We start from the raw sequence: 18,435 nt of genomic DNA, 5'->3' as shown, positions 1-18,435 counted from the left end.
TCAGTGACCTATGCGCGGTTCTTTCAGCGCGATGGGCAGGGTGATTGGCGGTGTGTCGCCGCTCTCTTCCTGTTTGCGCTTGAGGTAATCGAGAGCGACGGCAGCCGCAGCGCGCACGTGATCGACGCACGCCTGATGCGCCGCCAGCGGATCGCCGCTCTTGATCGCCTCGACCATTTTTTCCATCTCGTGATTGCTGGCGCCGCGACGGTTTTCCTGGGACACCGACGTTGCGCGCAAGTAGCTGATACGCGCCTGCAACTGACGCAGCTGAGTGGCTGCGACATGGTTGCCGGAACCTTCCAGCAGCACGTCGTAGAAACCCTGCACCGAGTCGATCACCTGCTGCAACTCGCCGTCCTTGAGCGCCTTGCGGTTCTCGTCGAGGGCTTTTTCCAGGGCCTTGATGTCCTTGGCCTTGGCGCGCAGGGTGAACAGCTGGACGATCAGGCCTTCGAGCACGCAGCGCAGTTCATAGATGTCGACGGCATCGGCGAGGGTGATGATCGCCACGCGCGGGCCCTTGGCGTCGGCGAATTCCACCAGGCCTTCGGATTCGAGGTGACGCAAGGCTTCACGCACCGACGTACGGCTCACGCCCAGGCGATCGCACAGATCGCGCTCCACCAGGCGATCGCCCGGCAGCAGCTGGAAGTTCATGATGGCGCTTCGCAGTTTATCCAGCACGATTTCGCGCAGGGTGACGGGGTTGCGATTGACCTTGAAGCTGTCGTCGAGTGGCAGGCGTTTCATGGGGTCCGCTCTTTAAGGTGGCTGTCCATGCCAGACGGGCATCAAAACAGCCGAGGGGTTAACTGGAGGCCTCGGCGTCGGCTTCGGCGAAGGCTTCACGGGCGAGCCGGAAACTGTCCACGGCTGCCGGGACGCCGCAATAAATACCGACCTGAAGCAGAATTTCGCGTATTTGCTCACGACTCAGGCCGTTACGCAAGGCGCCGCGCACATGCAGTTTCAGTTCGTGCGGGCGGTTGAGCGCCGAGATCATCGCCAGGTTGATCATGCTGCGCTCCTTGAGCGACAGCCCCTCGCGTCCCCAGACGTGGCCCCAGCAGTATTCGGTGACCATTTCCTGCAGCGGGCGGGTGAAGTCGTCGGCGTTCTCGATCGAGCGCTGCACATAGGCTTCGCCCAGCACCTGGGTGCGGATCTTCAGGCCCTTTTCATACTTCTCGTTATTCATCATTTCCCCTCACACCACAAATCCCCTTGTGGGAGCTGGCTTNCGGCATCACATTCGACATCTATGCTGGCTGATCCACCGCCATCGCTGGCAAGCCAGCTCCCACAGGGTTTTGCATTGTTCCGTCAGGCCAGGGTCGGCAACGCGCCGAGCTTGCCCTTGTGATAAATCATCGGCGTTACCGGCTGCTCCGGCAGGATCAGGTTCTTCACCGCACCGACGATGATCGCGTGATCGCCACCGTCGTATTCACGCCACAACTCGCATTCGATGATCGCCGTGGCTTTGGCGAGGATCGGATTACCGAGCTCGCTCAAATGCCACTCGATGCCGTTGGCCTTGTCCTTGCCTTTGCCGGCAAAGGCGTAGGCCTCGGCGGTCTGGTCGGCGGACAGCAAATGGATCGCGAACTTCTTGCTGTCGCGCAGCACCGGGTAGGTGTCGGAGGCATAGTTGGGGCAGAACAGCACCAGCGCCGGATCAATCGACAGCGCGCTGAAGGCGCTGGCGGTGATGCCGACGATGCCACCGTCCGGGTCGAGGGTGGTGACCACCGTGACCCCGGACGGAAACGAGCTCATGACGTCTTTGTAAATGCCGGGTTCGATCATGTCGCAGGACTCCTAACGCATCACAAACGGATCAGGCATCGGTGCCTGGGAGAGGTTGATCCACACCGTTTTCAGTTCGGTGTAGGCCAGCACCGAATCGATGCCGCTTTCGCGTCCATAGCCACTGTTCTTGAAGCCGCCGATCGGTGCCATGGCCGACACCGCGCGGTAGGTGTTGACCCAGATGATCCCCGAACGCACGTCCCGGGCCAGGCGATGGGCGCGGCCCAGATCGCGGGTCCAGATGCCGGCAGCGAGGCCGAACTGCGAGTCGTTGGCAATCGCCAGCGCTTCGGCTTCATCCTTGAAACGGATCACCGAGGCGACCGGACCAAAGACTTCTTCCTGCATGATCTTCATCGAATTGCGATCGCACTCGAACAGCGTCGGTTCGTAGAACCAGCCGTCACCGACGCCGCTCGGACGCTTGCCACCCAGGCGCAGACGCGCGCCTTCAGCAATCGCATCAGCCACCAGACCCTCAACCACCGCCAGTTGCTGCGCGGTAGCCATCGGGCCCATTTCGCTGCTGTCGTCCTGCGGGTTGCCGATGCGGATGCGCTGGGCGCGCTCCACCAGTCGGCTGACGAACTCGTCGTAGATTTCGTCTTGCACCAGCAGTCGCGAACCGGATACGCAACTCTGCCCGGATGCGGCATAGATCCCGGCGATGGCGCCGTTGATCGCGCTGTCGAGATCGGCGTCGGCGAAGATGATGTTCGGTGACTTGCCGCCCAGTTCCAGCGACAGCTTGGCGAAGTTCTCGGCGCTGCTGCGCACCACATGTCGGGCCGTGGCGGCGCCGCCGGTGAAGGCGATCTTGCGGACCAGCGGATGACGGGTGAGGGCGGCGCCAGTGCTCGGGCCGTAGCCGGTGACGACGTTGACCACCCCCGGTGGAATCCCGGCTTCGAGGGCCAGGCGCGCCAGTTCCAGAATGGTTGCCGAGGCATGCTCGGACGGCTTGATCACGATGGTGTTGCCCGCTGCCAATGCCGGCGCCAGTTTGATCGCGGTCAGGTAAAGCGGGCTGTTCCAGGGAATGATCGCGGCGACCACGCCCATGGCTTCGTGCACGGTGTAGGCGAACAGATCGGGCTTATCCAGCGGCAGGGTGCCGCCTTCGAGCTTGTCGGCGAGGCCGGCGGTGTAATGGAAAAACTCCGGCAGATAACCGACCTGACCGCGGGTTTCGCGGATCAGTTTGCCGTTGTCGCGGCTTTCCAGCTGCGCCAGTTGTTCCTTGTTTTCGGCGATCAGGTCACCGAGACGACGCAGCAACTTGCCGCGCGCGGTGGCGGTCAAGCCACGCCATGCCGGGCTGTCGAAAGCAGTTTGTGCGGCCTGCACCGCGCGTTCGACGTCGGCTTCGTCAGCGTCGGGCAGCTCGGCCCAGGGCTCGGCCAGCGCCGGGTTGAGGCTTTCGAACGTCTTGCCGGAGAGGGCGTCGACCCATTCTCCGCCGATGCACATCTGGAAGCGTGCGAGCGTCATGCAACGATCCCCTTTATATGGTTTTGTCGGGCGTGTGCGGTGTCGAGAAATTCCAGCAGCGTCTGGTTCACCAGCCGTGGCGACTCTACCGGCATCATATGCCGTTGCTCGGGCAGCACGGCAACCTTCGCACCGGGAATGCGCGCGGCCAGTTGCTCGGCCATTTCCGGGGTCGATCCGGGGTCCAGTTCACCAGTGGCGATCAGCGTCGGCGCCTGGATGCTGCCCAGGTCGTCGGCGCGGTACATGTCCTGGGTGGCGAACAGTTCGTAGGTGGTCAGGTAGCCCTGCGGATCATTGCCGGCCAGGGTCTGGCGGATCGCAGCGATCTGCGCCGGGTTGGCCGCCTGGTATTCGCGGCTGAACCAGCGCGACAGCGCCGCTTCGGCATTCGCATCCGGCCCGTGCTCAGCGGCTTGCGCGGTGCGGGCGATGACCCCGGCGCGCTGCTCTTCGCTGCGGTTGAACACGCTGTTGAGCACCACCAGGCTTTTCAGGCGTTCCGGGTAATGCAGGGCAAACGCCCGCGCCACCAGACCACCCATGGAAAAGCCGATCACCGACGCCTCGGGCAATTGCAGGTGGTCGAGCAGCTCCAGCAACTGATCGGCATAGCCGAGCAGGGCGGTGCCGCTGGCCGGTCGCGGGCTGGCGCCATGGCCGAGCATGTCGTAGGCGATCACCCGGTATTGCGTGGCCAGGCCAACGATCTGGCCGCCCCACATTTCTTTGTTCAAGCCCACGCCGTGGATCAACACCACGGGTTGGCCAACGCCTGTCGCCAGATAACTGGTGCCGGCCGGGGTGAGTTCAGCGGTGAGCCGAATCATGGAGCGCTCCTGCAATGCCTTTTTTATTGTGATTACTGGGCTTTTTCGGCGGCCAGTTCTTCCAGATCGATGTAGCGATTGCCGATGCGCGGGTGCAGGCGACCACCGTCGGCGCAACCGAGCACCACGACGATTTCGTCGGCGCGCGGGGCGTCTTCGATCTGCATTTCCAGGGTGATGTAGTGCGAGCGCAGGCCTTCGTCATCCTTGTGCATCATCGGAATCTGGATCGAAGTGCCCGGGCCGCCGCGCTTGTTGGTGAAGCTCAGGTAGCTCTTGGCCTTGACCGCTTCGCGGTAGTGATTGCCGAAGCGCAGGGTATGGATCACCGCCGACGCGTGCTCGATTTCGCCATCAGCGCCGACCACCGCGGCTTTGCCGTAGGCCTCGATCTTCTCGGCGCCGCCGATGATGCCCACCAGACGCTCGACCATCATCGCGCCGAGGTCGGAGCAATTGGCGCGGATCTGCGGCTTGAGATCTTCGACAAAGCCATTGCCGACCCACGGGTTCTTCATCACGACGGCCAGGCCGACCATGGTCACCGGGGTGTCGGACGCCTTGCCGCCTTCGATGAAGGTCTCTTCGACATAGCTGACGATCTTGCGGATTTCGAAACTCATGAGCTGCTCCGTAGGGGATAAAGAGTGTCTGTGCGTCTGATGGTATACCATAATACCGATCGTGCAAGTCCCCCTCGCAAGATTCCCTGCCATCAGTCGGACGAATGCCCGCGCATTCAGCTGCCGCTGTAGTCCCTTTCGGTTAACAAAAGATAACGTTGCGCCGATTGTCAGACGTTTCGAATGCCCGATAGGATGAGCCAGCTTCCGAAGGGGGCTCTGGACAGCGGGTTTCAGGACTATGCTTGTGACCAGGCAGTCACCGTGAGCACCCTTGCGGCGCCCTTAAGGTCCATGACCAACAATAATAAACAGGGGAAGGTCTATGAGTCGTTGCCGCCCGCCGGCGTTACGCAACACCGCGTTGCTGGCCACAGCACTCTCTCTGCTGGGCTTTGCCACATTGTCGGCGCCGGTTCTCGCCGCCGAAGCGCCCGCCGACGTGGTCTATGCCACCGAATCGGCCAAGGCCTCGAAAAGCCTGATGCTCGATGTCGTTCACGCCGGAACCCGGCTGGTGGCGGTCGGGGATCGCGGGCACATTCTCTATTCCGACGATCAGGGCAAGACCTGGACCCAGGCCAAGGTGCCGAGCCGCCAGTTGCTGACGGCCGTGTATTTCGTCGATGACAAGCACGGCTGGGCCGTCGGCCACGACGCACAGATCCTCGCCAGCGAAGACGGCGGCCTGACCTGGACCAAACAGTTCGAAGACCTCAAGCGCGAATCGCCGCTGCTCGACGTCTGGTTCAAGGACCTCGACAGCGGCCTCGCTGTGGGGGCCTACGGCGCGCTGCTGGAAACCACCGACGGTGGCAAAAACTGGGAAGACGTCAGTGATCGCCTCGACAACGAAGACCAGTTCCACCTCAACGCCATCGCCTCCGTAAAAGACGCCGGCCTGTTCATCGTCGGCGAGTCGGGCAGCATGTTCCGCTCCGCCGACGGGGGCCAGACCTGGGAAAAACTCGAAGGCCCGTACGAAGGCTCGCTGTTCGGCGTGATCGGCACGGCGCAACCGCAAACCCTGCTGGTCTACGGCCTGCGCGGCAACCTTTACCGCTCCACCGATTTCGGCAGTACGTGGGAGCAGGTCGAGCTGAAAGCCGCGCGCGGTTCGCTGGAGTTCGGCCTGTCCGGCGCCACGCTGCTCGAGGATGGCTCCATCGTCATCGTCGGCAACGGCGGCTCGGTGGTCAGCAGCAGTGACAACGGCGAAACCTTCAGCGTGTTCAACCGTCCGGATCGCATCTCGCTGTCGTCGGTCACCGCCGCCGGCAACGGCAATCTGATCCTGAGCGGGCAGGGTGGCGTCCGGGTCACTTCGCCGAACGGTGCCGAGCTGGGCAAATGAGCCGAATCAATAATAAGAAGGCGGGGCTATGACTTCCTTGAGCACTCATCATCAGGACAAGGCGACGTTTCTCGAGCGCCTGATCTTCAACAACCGCCCGGCAGTGATCGTGATCTGCCTGCTGGTCAGCATTTTCCTGTTCTGGCAGGCCACGCTGATCCGTCCGTCCACCAGTTTCGAAAAGATGATCCCGCTCAAGCATCCGTTCATTGAAAAGATGATGGAGCATCGCAACGATCTGGCGAACCTGGGCAACACCGTGCGCATTTCGGTGGAAGCGAAGGACGGCGACATCTTCTCCAGGGAGTACATGGAAACCCTGCGTCAGATCAACGACGAGGTGTTCTACATCTCCGGCGTCGACCGTTCCGGCCTCAAGTCGCTGTGGAGCCCGAGCGTGCGCTGGACCGAAGTGACCGAGGAAGGTTTTGCCGGCGGCGAAGTGATCCCGCAGAGCTACAACGGCTCCCAGGACAGCCTCGATCTGCTGCGCAACAACGTGCTCAAGTCCGGTCAGGTCGGACGTCTGGTGGCCAACGACTTCAAGTCGAGCATCGTCGACATCCCGCTGCTGGAGTCCTATCCGGACCCGCAGGACCAGGGCAAGCTGCTGGCGCTGGACTACCGCAAGTTCTCCCATGAGCTTGAAGATAAAATCCGCAACAAGTTCGAAGCGCAGAACCCTAACGTCAAGATCCACATCGTCGGTTTCGCCAAGAAGGTTGGCGACCTGATCGACGGCCTGGTGATGGTGGTGATGTTCTTCGGCATCGCCTTCGTCATCACCCTGATTCTGCTGCTGTGGTTCACCAACTGCTTGCGCAGCACCGTGGCGGTGTTGAGCACCACGCTGGTGGCGGTGGTCTGGCAACTGGGGTTGATGCACTTCTTCGGGTTCGGTCTCGATCCGTATTCGATGCTGGTGCCGTTCCTGATCTTCGCCATCGGCATTTCCCACGGCGTGCAGAAGATCAACGGTATCGCCCTGCAATCCGGCGAGGCGGACAACGCCCTGACCGCCGCGCGGCGCACATTCCGTCAGCTGTTCCTGCCGGGGATGATCGCGATTCTGGCGGACGCCGTCGGCTTCATCACGCTGTTGATCATCGACATCGGTGTGATCCGCGAGCTGGCCATCGGCGCCTCCATCGGCGTGGCGGTGATCGTGTTCACCAACCTGATCCTGCTGCCGGTGGCGATTTCCTATGTCGGCATCAGCAAGCGCGCCATCGCCAAGAGCAAGAAGGACGCGCACCGCGAACATCCGTTCTGGCGCCTGCTGTCGAACTTTGCCAACCCGAAAGTCGCCCCGATCTCCATCGCCCTGGCGCTGGTCGCCTTCGGTGGCGGCCTCTGGTACAGCCAGAACCTGAAGATCGGCGACCTCGACCAGGGGGCGCCGGAACTGCGTCCGGATTCGCGCTACAACAAGGACAACAACTTCATCATCAGCAACTACTCGACCAGCTCCGACGTGCTGGTGGTGATGGTCAAGACCAAGTCCGAAGGCTGCTCGCGCTATGAAGCCATGGCGCCGATCGACGAGCTGATGTGGAAGATGCAGAACACCGAGGGCGTGCAGTCGGCGATCTCGTTGGTGACCGTGTCCAAGCAGATGATCAAGGGCATGAACGAGGGCAACCTGAAATGGGAAACCCTGTCACGCAACCCTGACGTGCTGAACAACTCCATCGCCCGGGCCGATGGCCTGTACAACAACAGCTGTTCGCTGGCGCCGGTGCTGGTGTTCCTCAACGACCACAAGGCTGAAACCCTCGACCGCGCAGTGCATGCGGTGCAGGACTTCGCCAAGGAAAACAACAAGGAAGGCCTGGAATTCATCCTCGCGGCCGGTAACGCCGGGATCGAGGCGGCCACCAACGAGGTGATCAAGAAGTCCGAGCTGACCATCCTGATCCTGGTGTACATCTGCGTGGCGGTCATGTGCATGATCACCTTCCGCTCGTGGGCGGCGACCTTGTGCATCGTGCTGCCGCTGGTGCTGACCTCGGTGCTGGGCAACGCGCTGATGGCGTTCATGGGCATCGGCGTGAAGGTGGCGACGCTGCCGGTGGTGGCGCTCGGCGTGGGGATCGGCGTGGACTACGGCATCTACATCTACAGCCGTCTGGAAAGTTTTCTGCGAGCCGGCCTGCCGTTGCAGGAAGCCTATTACCAGACCCTCAAATCCACCGGTAAAGCGGTGCTGTTCACCGGTCTGTGCCTGGCCATCGGCGTGTGCACCTGGATCTTCTCGGCGATCAAGTTCCAGGCCGACATGGGCCTGATGCTGACCTTCATGCTGCTGTGGAACATGTTCGGTGCGCTGTGGCTGCTGCCGGCACTGGCGAAGTTCCTGATCAAGCCGGAGAAACTGGCGGGGCAGAAGGGCAACTCTCTGTTTGCTCACTGATCCATTTGGCTGAAATGAAAAAGCCGCAACCTTGAAGGGTTGCGGCTTTTTTATGTCTCGAAGTTCACGATTAACCCTGTGGGAGCTGGCTTGCCAGCGATAGCGGATCAACAGCCCACATCAATGTTGAATGTTAAGCCTTCATCGCTGGCAAGCCAGCTCTCACAGGGTTTTGTTGTGTTCAGGAGAGTTCGGTGCCGAGCACAACACTCAAAGCACTTCGCGCATCATCCAGCTGCACCAACGTCGCATGTCGCGCCCCCAGCGCATCCCGATTCTCGATCGCCGTCAGAATCGCCTTGTGCCGAGGCAATGCCAGCTCATGCAGATTCGGCCGCTGATTCGAATGCTTCAGCGCCTCGGCAATCGCCACCGCAAGCATGTTGCACAGGTTGGCCAGCAAGTCGTTGTGGGTTGCGTCAGCAATCCGGCTGTGAAAATCCAGATCCGGTTGCAACAACGCCTCAGGCGTCGGCGCCGCTTCCATGCGCTGGTAAGCCTCGGCAATCGACGCAATGTCGGCATCGGTGGCGTGCTGGGCGGCGAGGGCAGCGGCGGCCGGTTCGATGATGCTGCGCACGCTGGTCAGGACGTTGAAGAACTCGTTCTGCGGGCTGCTTTGCATCAACCAGTGCAGCACGTCCGGGTCGAGCATGTGCCATTCGCGGCGTGGCTTGACCACGGTGCCGACGCGCGGCTTGGAATACACCAGCCCCTTGGCGACCAGCACTCGGGTGGCTTCGCGCAACACCGGCCGGCTGACCGCGTACTCCTCGCAGAGCAAGGCTTCGGCGGGCAGCTTGTCGCAGGGCAGAAAGCGTCCGGAAACAATCTGCATGCCCAGTTCCTGGACGATGCGCGAGTGCATGCTTTTACGGTCGGAAGGTTTGCGGTAATCCATGGGGAGTGGCGCGATCCTGAGCGATGGAGATGCCGCGCATCATAGCAGGCACGACGTAATCTGGAGCGAGGCAATGATCGTTCCCACGCTCTGCGTGGGAATGCCTGAAGGGACGCTCTGCGTTCCAGCTCTCGAATGGGACGCAGAGCGTCCCGGGCTGCATTCCCACGCGGAGCGTGGGAACGATCAGTCGGCGGTTTTAGTGGGAATGGCGCGGCACTTCAGCCCCTCGGCAACCGACGAGGAAGTCGAAATCGCAACCCTGATCCGCCTGCAGCACATGGTCGATGTACAACTGACGATACCCACCTACCAACAGCTGCTGCGGCGGTTGCAGATCCGCCATCCGCGCCGCCAGTTCAGCGTCCGGAATATCCAGATGCAAACGCCCGCTGGCGCAGTCCAGTTCGATCCAGTCGCCTTCCTTCACCGCCGCCAAAGGCCCGCCGGCCGCCGCTTCCGGAGCGACGTGCAAGACAACGGTGCCGTAAGCGGTGCCGCTCATCCGTGCATCGGAGATGCGCACCATGTCGGTCACGCCCTGCGCCAGCAGCTTGGCCGGCAAACCCATGTTGCCGACCTCGGCCATGCCCGGATAACCCTTCGGCCCGCAATTTTTCATCACCAGAATCGAGTCCGCATCGACGTCCAGTTCCGGATCGTTGATCCGCGTCTTGTACATGTCGAAGTTCTCGAAAACGACGGCGCGGCCACGGTGCTGCATCAGTTCCGGCGTGGCGGCTGACGGCTTGAGCACCGCGCCCAGTGGCGCCAGGTTGCCGCGCAATACGCAGATGCCGCCGTCAGCGCGGATCGGGTTGTCGAGGGTGCGGATCACTTCGTCCTCGCCATAGATCGGTGCGTCCTTGGTGTTCTCGCCGATGGATTTGCCGTTGACGGTCAGCGCGTTCGGGTTGGGAATCAGATTGGCCTCGCCAAGGCGGCGCAGCACGGCCGGCAAGCCGCCCGCGTAGTAGAACTCTTCCATCAGGAAACGCCCGGACGGTTGCAGGTCGACGATGGTCGGCATGCCACGACCGATGCGGGTCCAGTCGTCCAGATCCAACTCGACGCCGATGCGCCCGGCGATGGCTTTGAGATGGATCACCGCGTTGGTCGAACCGCCAATGGCTGCGTTGACACGGATCGCGTTTTCGAAGGCTTCCTTGGTCAGGATCTTCGACAGTTTCAGATCCTCACGAACCATCTCCACCGCACGCATGCCGGACATGTGCGCCAGCACATAACGCCGCGCATCCACCGCCGGAATCGCCGCGTTGTGCGGCAGGGATGTGCCGAGTGCTTCGGCCATGCAGGCCATGGTCGACGCGGTGCCCATGGTGTTGCAGGTGCCGGCCGAGCGGGACATGCCGCCCTCGGCCGCAAGGAAATCGTCAATCGTGATGGTGCCGGCCTTGACCTGCTCGCTGAGCTGCCAGACCACGGTACCGGAGCCGATGTCCTTACCCTTGTGCTTGCCGTTGAGCATCGGCCCGCCGGTGACAACGATCGCCGGCACGTCGCAACTGGCCGCGCCCATCAGCAGGGCCGGGGTGGTCTTGTCGCAACCGGTCAGCAGCACCACGCCGTCAATCGGGTTGCCGCGAATCGCTTCCTCGACGTCCATGCTCGCCAGGTTGCGGGTGAGCATGGCGGTCGGGCGCAGGTTCGACTCGCCATTGGAGAACACAGGAAATTCAACCGGAAAACCACCGGCCTCGATCACCCCACGTTTGACGTGTTCCGCGATCTGGCGGAAGTGCGCGTTGCACGGGGTCAGCTCTGACCAGGTGTTGCAGATGCCGATGATCGGCTTGCCGTGGAACTGATGGTCGGCGATGCCCTGATTCTTCATCCAGCTGCGGTACATGAAGCCGTTCTTGTCGGCCGTGCCAAACCATTGGGCGGAGCGCAGGGTGGGTTTCTTATCAGACATGATCGATTCTCTTATTGTAAGACTATTGTTTGCGAGCTTCGGCTAAACATAAGCGCAAAATCGCCGCTTTGGAAGTGTTGTTGCGTAATTAGTATTACTATATAGTCGTTTTCGACGGAGGGATGGCCCTGGTGGTTTTCCGCGAGAGGCGTCCCCCGAGGTTCCATAAAAACAACAATCGGAGACCGATCTCATGAGCCAGGAACTGCGGCTTGTCCGGCGCATCACGCTGAAACTGATTCCCTTCCTGATCCTGCTGTACTTGATCGCCTATGTGGATCGCTCCGCCGTCGGCTTCGCCAAGCTGCACATGGGCGCCGACATCGGCATTGGCGATGCCGCCTACGGCCTCGGCGCCGGGCTGTTTTTCATCGGCTACTTTCTGTTTGAAATCCCCAGCAATCTGATGCTCGAACGCTTTGGCGCGCGGCGCTGGTTTGCGCGGATCATGATCACCTGGGGCGCGATCACCATTGGCATGGCCTTCGTTCAGGGCCCGCACAGTTTCTACGTGATGCGCTTTCTGCTCGGCGCGGCGGAGGCGGGGTTCTTTCCCGGCGTTCTTTACTACATCACCCAATGGTTCCCGGTGCGCCATCGCGGCAAGATCCTCGGGTTGTTCATCCTGTCCCAACCCATCGCGATGATGATCACCGGCCCCGTTTCGGGCGGTTTGCTGGGCATGGACGGCATCCTCGGCCTGCATGGCTGGCAGTGGCTGTTCATCGTCATCGGCACCCCGGCGATCCTGCTGACCTGGCCGGTATTGCGCTGGTTGCCGGACGGCCCACAGCAAGTGAAATGGATGGATCAGGCCGAGAAGGACTGGTTGACCGGCGAGCTGAAAAAGGACCTGCAGGAATACGGCCAGACCCGTCACGGCAATCCGCTGCATGCGCTGAAAGACAAACGTGTGTTGCTGCTGGCGCTGTTCTATCTGCCGGTCACCCTGAGCATTTATGGCCTGGGCCTGTGGCTGCCGACCCTGATCAAACAGTTCGGCGGCAGCGATCTGGTGACCGGTTTCGTGTCATCGGTGCCGTACATCTTCGGGATCATCGGCCTGCTGATCATTCCGCGCAGTTCCGACCGTTTGAATGATCGCTATGGTCATCTGGCGGTGCTCTATGTGCTGGGCGCCATGGGCCTGTTCCTCAGTGCCTGGCTGTCGTTGCCGGTGGCGCAACTGGCAGCGTTGTGTCTGGTGGCATTCGCGCTGTTTTCCTGCACGGCGGTGTTCTGGACTTTGCCGGGGCGCTTCTTCGCTGGTGCCAGTGCCGCCGCCGGGATTGCCTTGATCAACTCGGTGGGCAACCTGGGCGGCTACATCGGCCCGTTCGTGATCGGCGCCTTGAAGGAATACACCGGCAACCTTGCTTCGGGCCTGTATTTCCTGTCCGGGGTGATGGTGTGCGGGCTGATTCTGACGGGCGTCGTCTATCGCGTGCTAGAGCGCAAGCATGTGCTCCCGGTTGACCAATTTGCAGCGAGTGCACGCGGTGCCACTCGAACCTGAATGATCGGCGCTATCCCTTGTGGGAGCTGGCTTGCCAGCGATGATGTCAGCACATTCAGTATTGATGTATCTGACAGATGGTTATCGCTGGCAAGCCAGCTCCCACAGGGTCTTGGGGTGTTTCGAAGGCTTGTTTACAGGAGAGGATTTATGCATCTGGTTCAATTCGAATTGAGTAGCGGCGAGCGCCGTGTCGGGGTGGTCGAGGACGGTCTGGTGCGTGAAGTGCAGGATGCGCGCACGGTTCGAGATCTGGCCCTGGCCGCGATCGAGGCCGGCAACACGCTCGTGCAGCAAGTGCAAACCCTCGGCCTGGGCATCAGCCATGATTACGCCGAGTTGCTGGCCCAACTGCGCATCCTGCCGCCACTGGACCACCCGGACCCCGCGCACCTGCTGGTCAGCGGCACCGGCCTCACCCACCTGGGCAGTGCCTCGGCCCGGGACAAGATGCATCAGCAGGCCGGCGACGAAGCGTCGATGACCGACACCATGCGTATCTTCAAATGGGGCGTGGAGGGCGGCAAACCGGCGGCGGGGCAGTCCGGGGTGCAGCCGGAATGGTTCTACAAGGGCGACGGCAGCATTGTCGTGCGTCCTGGCCAGCCGTTCCCGCTGCCGCCGTTTGCCGAAGACGCCGGCGAGGAGCCGGAGATGGCCGGCCTCTACGTCATCGGCCACGACGGCAAGCCTTATCGCCTGGGGTTTGCGGTGGGCAACGAGTTCTCCGATCACGTCATGGAACGCAAGAATTACTTGTACCTGGCCCACTCCAAGCTGCGCAGTTGCAGCTACGGGCCGGAACTTTGCACGGGTGAATTGCCTCAACACCTGGCGGGCACCAGTCGCATCCTGCGCGACGGCGAAGTGCTGTGGCAAAACGAGTTCCTCAGCGGCGAGGCCAACATGTGCCACAGCCTGGCGAACCTCGAGTACCACCACTTCAAGTACCGCCAGTTCCTGCGCCCGGGCGACGTGCACATTCACTTTTTCGGCACCGCGACCCTGTCGTTCGCCGATGGCATTCGCACTCAACCGGGCGACGTGTTCGAAATCAGCCAGGCCGAATTCGGCGCACCGCTGGTCAACGGCATCACCCCGGTCGCAGCGGCATTCGAACCGGACAGCATCGGCACCCTTTAAGGAGATCCCATGACTCAGATTCTCGGTCACAACTACATCGGCGGTCGTCGCAGCGCGGCGGGCAACGTCAAGCTGCAAAGCGTCGACGCCACCACGGGCGAAGCACTGCCCCACGATTTCATTCAGGCCACGGAAGCGGAAGTGGACGCTGCCGCCAAAGCCGCTGCGGCGGCGTATCCGGCGTATCGCAGCCTCAGCGCCGAACGCCGCGCGCAGTTTCTCGATGCGATTGCCGATGAGCTGGATGCGCTGGGCGATGACTTCGTGGCCGTGGTCTGTCGCGAAACCGCACTGCCTGCCGGACGGATTCAAGGTGAAAGAGGGCGCACCAGCGGCCAGATGCGCTTGTTCGCCAAAGTCCTGCGACGCGGTGATTTCTACGGTGCACGCATCGACCTGCCGTTGCCGGATCGTCAGCCGTTGCCGCGTCCGGATCTGCGCCAGTACCGCATCGGCCTGGGGCCGGTGGCGGTGTTCGGCGCCAGCAATTTTCCGCTGGCATTCTCCACCGCCGGCGGTGATACCGCGTCGGCGCTGGCGGCCGGTTGCCCGGTGGTGTTCAAGGCCCACAGCGGTCATATGGCTACGGCCGAACTCGTCGCTGATGCGCTGATCCGCGCGGCGGAAAAAACCGCCATGCCGGCCGGTGTCTTCAACATGATCTACGGCGGTGGCGTCGGCGAATGGCTGGTCAAGCATCCTGCGATTCTGGCCGTGGGTTTCACCGGCTCGCTGCGCGGCGGACGGGCGCTGTGTGACATGGCCGCCGCGCGGCCTCAGCCAATCCCGGTATTTGCCGAGATGTCGAGCATCAACCCGGTGATCGTATTGCCCGAGGCCCTGGCCGTGCGTTCGGAAACCGTTGCTCGCGATCTGACCGCGTCGGTGGTGCAGGGCTGCGGTCAGTTCTGTACCAATCCGGGCCTGGTGATCGGCATTCGCTCAGTGCAGTTCACGGCATTCATAGAGCAAGTCGCGGCGCTGATCAGTGATCAACCGGCGCAAACCATGCTCAATGCCGGCACCCTCGGCAGCTACGGCAAAGGCCTGGAAAAACTCTTGGCCCACGCCGGCATCGAGCATCTGGCGGGTAATCCGCAGCAGGGCAATCAGGCGCAGCCGCAGTTGTTCAAGGCCGATGTCAGCCTGCTGATCGATGGCGATGAAGTGCTGCAGGAAGAAGTGTTCGGCCCGACCACTGTGATCGTTGAAGTGGCTGACAAGGCGCAGTTGAGCGCGGCGTTGCAGGGCCTGCATGGGCAACTGACGGCGACGATTATCGGCGAGCAGGCGGATTTCGAGCGCTTCCTGGAACTCACTCCATTGCTGGAGCAGAAGGTCGGACGGATCCTGCTCAATGGTTATCCGACCGGTGTGGAAGTGTGTGATTCGATGGTTCATGGCGGGCCGTATCCGGCGACCTCCGATGCCCGCGGCACCTCGGTGGGTACGCTGGCGATCGATCGTTTCCTGCGCCCGGTGTGCTTCCAGAACTACCCCGACAGCCTGCTGCCGGAACCGCTGAAAAACGCCAACCCGCTGCGTATTCAGCGGCTGGTCGACGGCAAGCCATCGCGCGAAGCCCTGTAACCACACCGAAAACCCTGTGGGAGCTGGCTTGCCAGCGATGGCGGCGGCACATTCAGTATTTATGTGACTGACAAATTGCAATCGCAGGCTGGCCAGCTCCCACAGGGATCGTTGATCGTTCCCACGCTCCGCGTGGGAATGCAGCCCGGGACGCTCTGCGTCCCATTCGAGAGCTGGAACGCGGAGCGTCCCTTGAGGCATTCCCACGCAGAGCGTGGGAACGATCAAGAGCGGGGCTTTGAGCTATCATTGCCCCTTTCCCCCTGAAAGACATGATTGCCATGACTGCCGTAACCGAAACCCTTCTCAACGCCCTCGAACACTGCGGTATGGTCGAAATCGACGGCCTGCACGCTTTCGAATTCGCCCTCGACGAAGACGACAACCTGCACATCGAATGCATCGATGGCCGAACAGCCAAGCACTGGGAATTCACCCCGGCTCAGGTGGCGGCGGCGACGTTTGATGAAGACCTGCAGAGCTGGCTGATCGTCGGTTTTTCCAGCGACACCAAGACCGTCGGCGAACACCGTCTGGTCTGCCTCGGGGATGTACTGAGCAGCGCCGACGACGAGGATGAAGCCGAATGAACATGCGTAAATTCTGGCCATTGCTGATGGCCGGCAGCGTCGGCGCGATGGGACTTTCCAGTGCCTCGGCCGAGAGCTTCCAGTTTTTGGTGGGCTCCTACACCGCCGGCACCAGCGAAGGCATCTACCGGATGAACTTCGACAGCGCCACCGGACAGATCGACGCCAAACCGTTGCAAGTGATCAAGAGCGAAAACCCGTCGTGGCTGACCCTGTCGAAGGATCAGCGCCGGTTGTTCGTGGTCAACGAAAACGGCCCAGGCCAGAAAGATCCGGTCGGTCGTGTGAGCAGCTACGCCATCGATCCGAAGACCCACGCGCTGACCCTGATCAATCAGGTCCAGAGCCTGGGCAACGAGCCGACCCATTCGAGCCTCAGCGGCGACGCCAGTCATCTGTTCGTCAGCAACTACTCGGTGGTTGAAGATCCGGGCGGCACCCTCGCGGTATTGCCGGTGGGCAGCGACGGCAAGCTCAAACCGGTGGTGCAGATGAGCGCGCACCCGGCGAGCCGGGTCAATCCCGAGCGTCAGGCCTCGAACCACGTGCACTCGACGGTGTCCTCGCCGGACGGCCGTTACGTGTTCTCCAATGACCTGGGTGCGGACAAGGTCTTCATCTACCAATTCGACCCGAAAGCCAACCCGGATCTGCCGCTGACCCCGGCGAAAACCGCGTCGGTGCAACTGCCAGCCGGCAGCGGCCCGCGTCATCTGTTGTTCAGCGCGGACGGCAAACATGCCTGGCTGACCATGGAAATGAGTGCTCAGGTCGCGGTATTCGACTACAAGGACGGCGTGCTGACCCAGACGCAACTGGTCGATCTGGCTGCCGGCCAGCCAACCTCGGACAAAGCCGCCGCCGCGCTGCACGCGTCCGCCGATGGCAAATTCCTCTACGTCAGCAACCGTGGCACCGCCAATCAGCTGCTGGTGTTCGCCATTGACCCGGCCAGCGGCCAGCTCAAGGAACTGCAACGACGTTCGGTGGAAGGCGATCACCCGCGCGAGTTCAGCCTCGATCCAAGCGGCAAATTCCTGCTGATCGCCAATCAGAAGAGCAACCAGATTGTCGTGGTCGAGCGCGACGGCAAGACCGGTCTGCTGGGCAAAACCGTGCAAAAGCTGCCGATGGACGCCCCGAGCGATCTCAAGTTTCTCGTGCGTCAATAAGCCGCAGGCCCCGGTCTACGGGGCCTGAAGCTTTGTATTAATCCTGCTGATAACAGGTAATGTTGCAAAGCATTTCAAGCGATCAACCCTCGAGCGTTAAGTTTGCTCCACGGCCCAACCGGGCAAGCCAGCCAACTGAACACGAGGGTTACCGCCATGAACTTCAATCTCTTCTCCGTAATTGCCGCTTCCGCCATCTCCGCTACCGTGGCTCTGCCAGCCAGCGCCAACGTTGAAATCAGCGACAAAAAAGCCCACACCCAGAGCTACACCCAGAAATACCTGCAACAAAGCGCCAACTTCTACGCCGCGCTGGATCACAAAGCTCAACACTGAAATTTCCGTCACGCCCTGGAACTGCCCAAGGCTGCGATCCTTTGATCTTGTTTCCCAAAAAGCAAAATCAAAAGATCGCAGCCTTGGGCAGTTTTTTGTCTGCGCAACGACCGGCGATAGCTATTTTCAAACGGCGAGATAGACCGGCTAAATAATCAACGAAGCTGATGGTTACTATGGAAAACCCTGAGTGGTTACCCCGGCTTTTTTGATCGATTCTGTGGGCCTCGAAACATTGTCCACGGAGCACACATCATGGCCAGTTCAATCATCACTTCCGCCAAACGCGGCGCCTACGTGGCCATCGGTCTGTACTTGGTCATGGTGTTGTTCGTCAGTCTGGCGTCGCAGTCGCAACACAGCTTCGAAGCACCGATCGACGTCGCCCATCCTGGCATCCAGTTCGAACTTCGCTCGCAAAACGCGGCGGTCGGTTCAGCTGAACTCGCGGGAGTCGGCGGAGCATGAAAGGCTACAGACTCTGGGTCATCGCCGGGCTGGCGTTCCTGACCAACGGCGCTTCCCTGTTGGGATTCGGCCAGGGTTCGGTCGGCGGACTGGCCCGGGCCATAGAGGCCAACCACAGCATTGCTCACAACATCGAACGGGCCAATGCGCTGGGGCTGTTGGCCGGCAATCCACCAGTGAAAACTGCCATCGGTTTTCTCGGCCCGTTTGAAGTGGATTGCTCGGCCATCGGCATGTGTGAAGTGCTGGCGTAACGC

General features: G+C 61.5%; 18 protein-coding genes. 10 read left to right on the top strand and 8 right to left on the bottom strand.

Annotated features, from left to right (window positions below; translation table 11 throughout):
• The 6 genes from ACTJK7_RS14070 to ACTJK7_RS14045 all read right to left on the bottom strand — a co-directional run bounded on the left by ACTJK7_RS14070 (position 1) and on the right by ACTJK7_RS14045 (position 4,759).
• Positions 1-753 carry a GntR family transcriptional regulator gene (locus ACTJK7_RS14070; protein ID WP_108562377.1) on the bottom strand — a complete coding sequence of 251 codons (753 nt, stop codon included), beginning with the start codon at positions 751-753 and terminating at the stop codon, positions 1-3.
• Between the two features lie 58 nt (positions 754-811).
• Entirely contained in the window at positions 812-1,201 is a 390-nt protein-coding gene (locus tag ACTJK7_RS14065) for a carboxymuconolactone decarboxylase family protein (protein WP_065259878.1), read from the bottom strand.
• 125 nt (positions 1,202-1,326) lie between these two features.
• Complete coding sequence (locus ACTJK7_RS14060; RefSeq protein WP_085610543.1) at positions 1,327-1,812, bottom strand: flavin reductase family protein; 486 nt, start codon at positions 1,810-1,812, stop codon at positions 1,327-1,329.
• 12 nt (positions 1,813-1,824) lie between these two features.
• Positions 1,825-3,306 carry an aldehyde dehydrogenase gene (locus tag ACTJK7_RS14055; protein WP_108562375.1) on the bottom strand — a complete coding sequence of 494 codons (1,482 nt, stop codon included), beginning with the start codon at positions 3,304-3,306 and terminating at the stop codon, positions 1,825-1,827.
• Positions 3,303-4,136 carry an alpha/beta fold hydrolase gene (locus ACTJK7_RS14050; RefSeq protein WP_039766874.1) on the bottom strand — a complete coding sequence of 278 codons (834 nt, stop codon included), beginning with the start codon at positions 4,134-4,136 and terminating at the stop codon, positions 3,303-3,305. Before ACTJK7_RS14050 ends, ACTJK7_RS14055 begins: the two co-directional genes overlap by 4 nt.
• 32 nt (positions 4,137-4,168) lie before the next feature.
• Positions 4,169-4,759: an amino acid synthesis family protein gene (locus tag ACTJK7_RS14045; RefSeq protein ID WP_007957412.1), complete on the bottom strand. Its 591-nt coding sequence runs from the start codon at positions 4,757-4,759 to the stop codon at positions 4,169-4,171.
• Between the two features lie 325 nt (positions 4,760-5,084).
• On the opposite strand from ACTJK7_RS14045, the gene ACTJK7_RS14040 reads away from it, so the two are divergent.
• Both ACTJK7_RS14040 and ACTJK7_RS14035 read left to right on the top strand, forming a co-directional pair.
• Entirely contained in the window at positions 5,085-6,113 is a 1,029-nt protein-coding gene (locus tag ACTJK7_RS14040; protein ID WP_236196994.1) for a WD40/YVTN/BNR-like repeat-containing protein, read from the top strand.
• A 28-nt stretch (positions 6,114-6,141) separates the two neighbouring features.
• Positions 6,142-8,526, top strand: coding sequence for an efflux RND transporter permease subunit (locus tag ACTJK7_RS14035; protein WP_064380418.1), 2,385 nt, complete (start codon positions 6,142-6,144; stop codon positions 8,524-8,526).
• Between the two features lie 181 nt (positions 8,527-8,707).
• On the opposite strand, the gene ACTJK7_RS14030 is transcribed toward ACTJK7_RS14035, so the two are convergent.
• Both ACTJK7_RS14030 and ACTJK7_RS14025 read right to left on the bottom strand, forming a co-directional pair.
• Positions 8,708-9,427, bottom strand: coding sequence for a FadR/GntR family transcriptional regulator (locus ACTJK7_RS14030; protein ID WP_039766869.1), 720 nt, complete (start codon positions 9,425-9,427; stop codon positions 8,708-8,710).
• 199 nt (positions 9,428-9,626) lie between these two features.
• Positions 9,627-11,363 carry an IlvD/Edd family dehydratase gene (locus tag ACTJK7_RS14025; protein WP_440780093.1) on the bottom strand — a complete coding sequence of 579 codons (1,737 nt, stop codon included), beginning with the start codon at positions 11,361-11,363 and terminating at the stop codon, positions 9,627-9,629.
• 193 nt (positions 11,364-11,556) lie between these two features.
• On the opposite strand from ACTJK7_RS14025, the gene ACTJK7_RS14020 reads away from it, so the two are divergent.
• The 8 genes from ACTJK7_RS14020 to ACTJK7_RS13985 all read left to right on the top strand — a co-directional run bounded on the left by ACTJK7_RS14020 (position 11,557) and on the right by ACTJK7_RS13985 (position 18,432).
• Entirely contained in the window at positions 11,557-12,879 is a 1,323-nt protein-coding gene (locus ACTJK7_RS14020; protein WP_108562371.1) for an MFS transporter, read from the top strand.
• Positions 12,880-13,029: 150 nt separating this feature from the next.
• A complete protein-coding gene (gene araD1 / locus ACTJK7_RS14015) occupies positions 13,030-14,022 on the top strand; it encodes an AraD1 family protein (protein WP_108562369.1) in 993 nt (330 codons plus the stop codon).
• 9 nt (positions 14,023-14,031) lie between these two features.
• Positions 14,032-15,612 carry an aldehyde dehydrogenase (NADP(+)) gene (locus tag ACTJK7_RS14010; protein WP_108562367.1) on the top strand — a complete coding sequence of 527 codons (1,581 nt, stop codon included), beginning with the start codon at positions 14,032-14,034 and terminating at the stop codon, positions 15,610-15,612.
• A gap of 281 nt (positions 15,613-15,893) precedes the next feature.
• Positions 15,894-16,202: a DUF5629 family protein gene (locus ACTJK7_RS14005; protein WP_440780095.1), complete on the top strand. Its 309-nt coding sequence runs from the start codon at positions 15,894-15,896 to the stop codon at positions 16,200-16,202.
• Complete coding sequence (locus ACTJK7_RS14000) at positions 16,199-17,374, top strand: lactonase family protein (RefSeq protein ID WP_108562365.1); 1,176 nt, start codon at positions 16,199-16,201, stop codon at positions 17,372-17,374. Before ACTJK7_RS14005 ends, ACTJK7_RS14000 begins: the two co-directional genes overlap by 4 nt.
• Positions 17,375-17,530: 156 nt before the next feature.
• Complete coding sequence (locus tag ACTJK7_RS13995; protein WP_064380406.1) at positions 17,531-17,710, top strand: hypothetical protein; 180 nt, start codon at positions 17,531-17,533, stop codon at positions 17,708-17,710.
• A gap of 255 nt (positions 17,711-17,965) precedes the next feature.
• Positions 17,966-18,178: a hypothetical protein gene (locus ACTJK7_RS13990; protein ID WP_064380404.1), complete on the top strand. Its 213-nt coding sequence runs from the start codon at positions 17,966-17,968 to the stop codon at positions 18,176-18,178.
• On the top strand, positions 18,175-18,432 hold the full coding sequence (locus ACTJK7_RS13985; protein WP_064380402.1) for a hypothetical protein: 258 nt from the start codon (positions 18,175-18,177) through the stop codon (positions 18,430-18,432). The genes ACTJK7_RS13990 and ACTJK7_RS13985 overlap by 4 nt, the downstream gene beginning before the upstream one ends.
• Positions 18,433-18,435: the final 3 nt, after the last annotated feature.

This window comes from Pseudomonas sp. 22085, from assembly GCF_052045815.1.
GTDB classification, from domain to species: Bacteria; Pseudomonadota; Gammaproteobacteria; order Pseudomonadales; family Pseudomonadaceae; genus Aquipseudomonas; species Aquipseudomonas glycinae.
The sequence above is the reverse complement of the archived record's forward strand: the minus strand, read 5'-3'. Positions and strand labels throughout refer to the sequence as shown.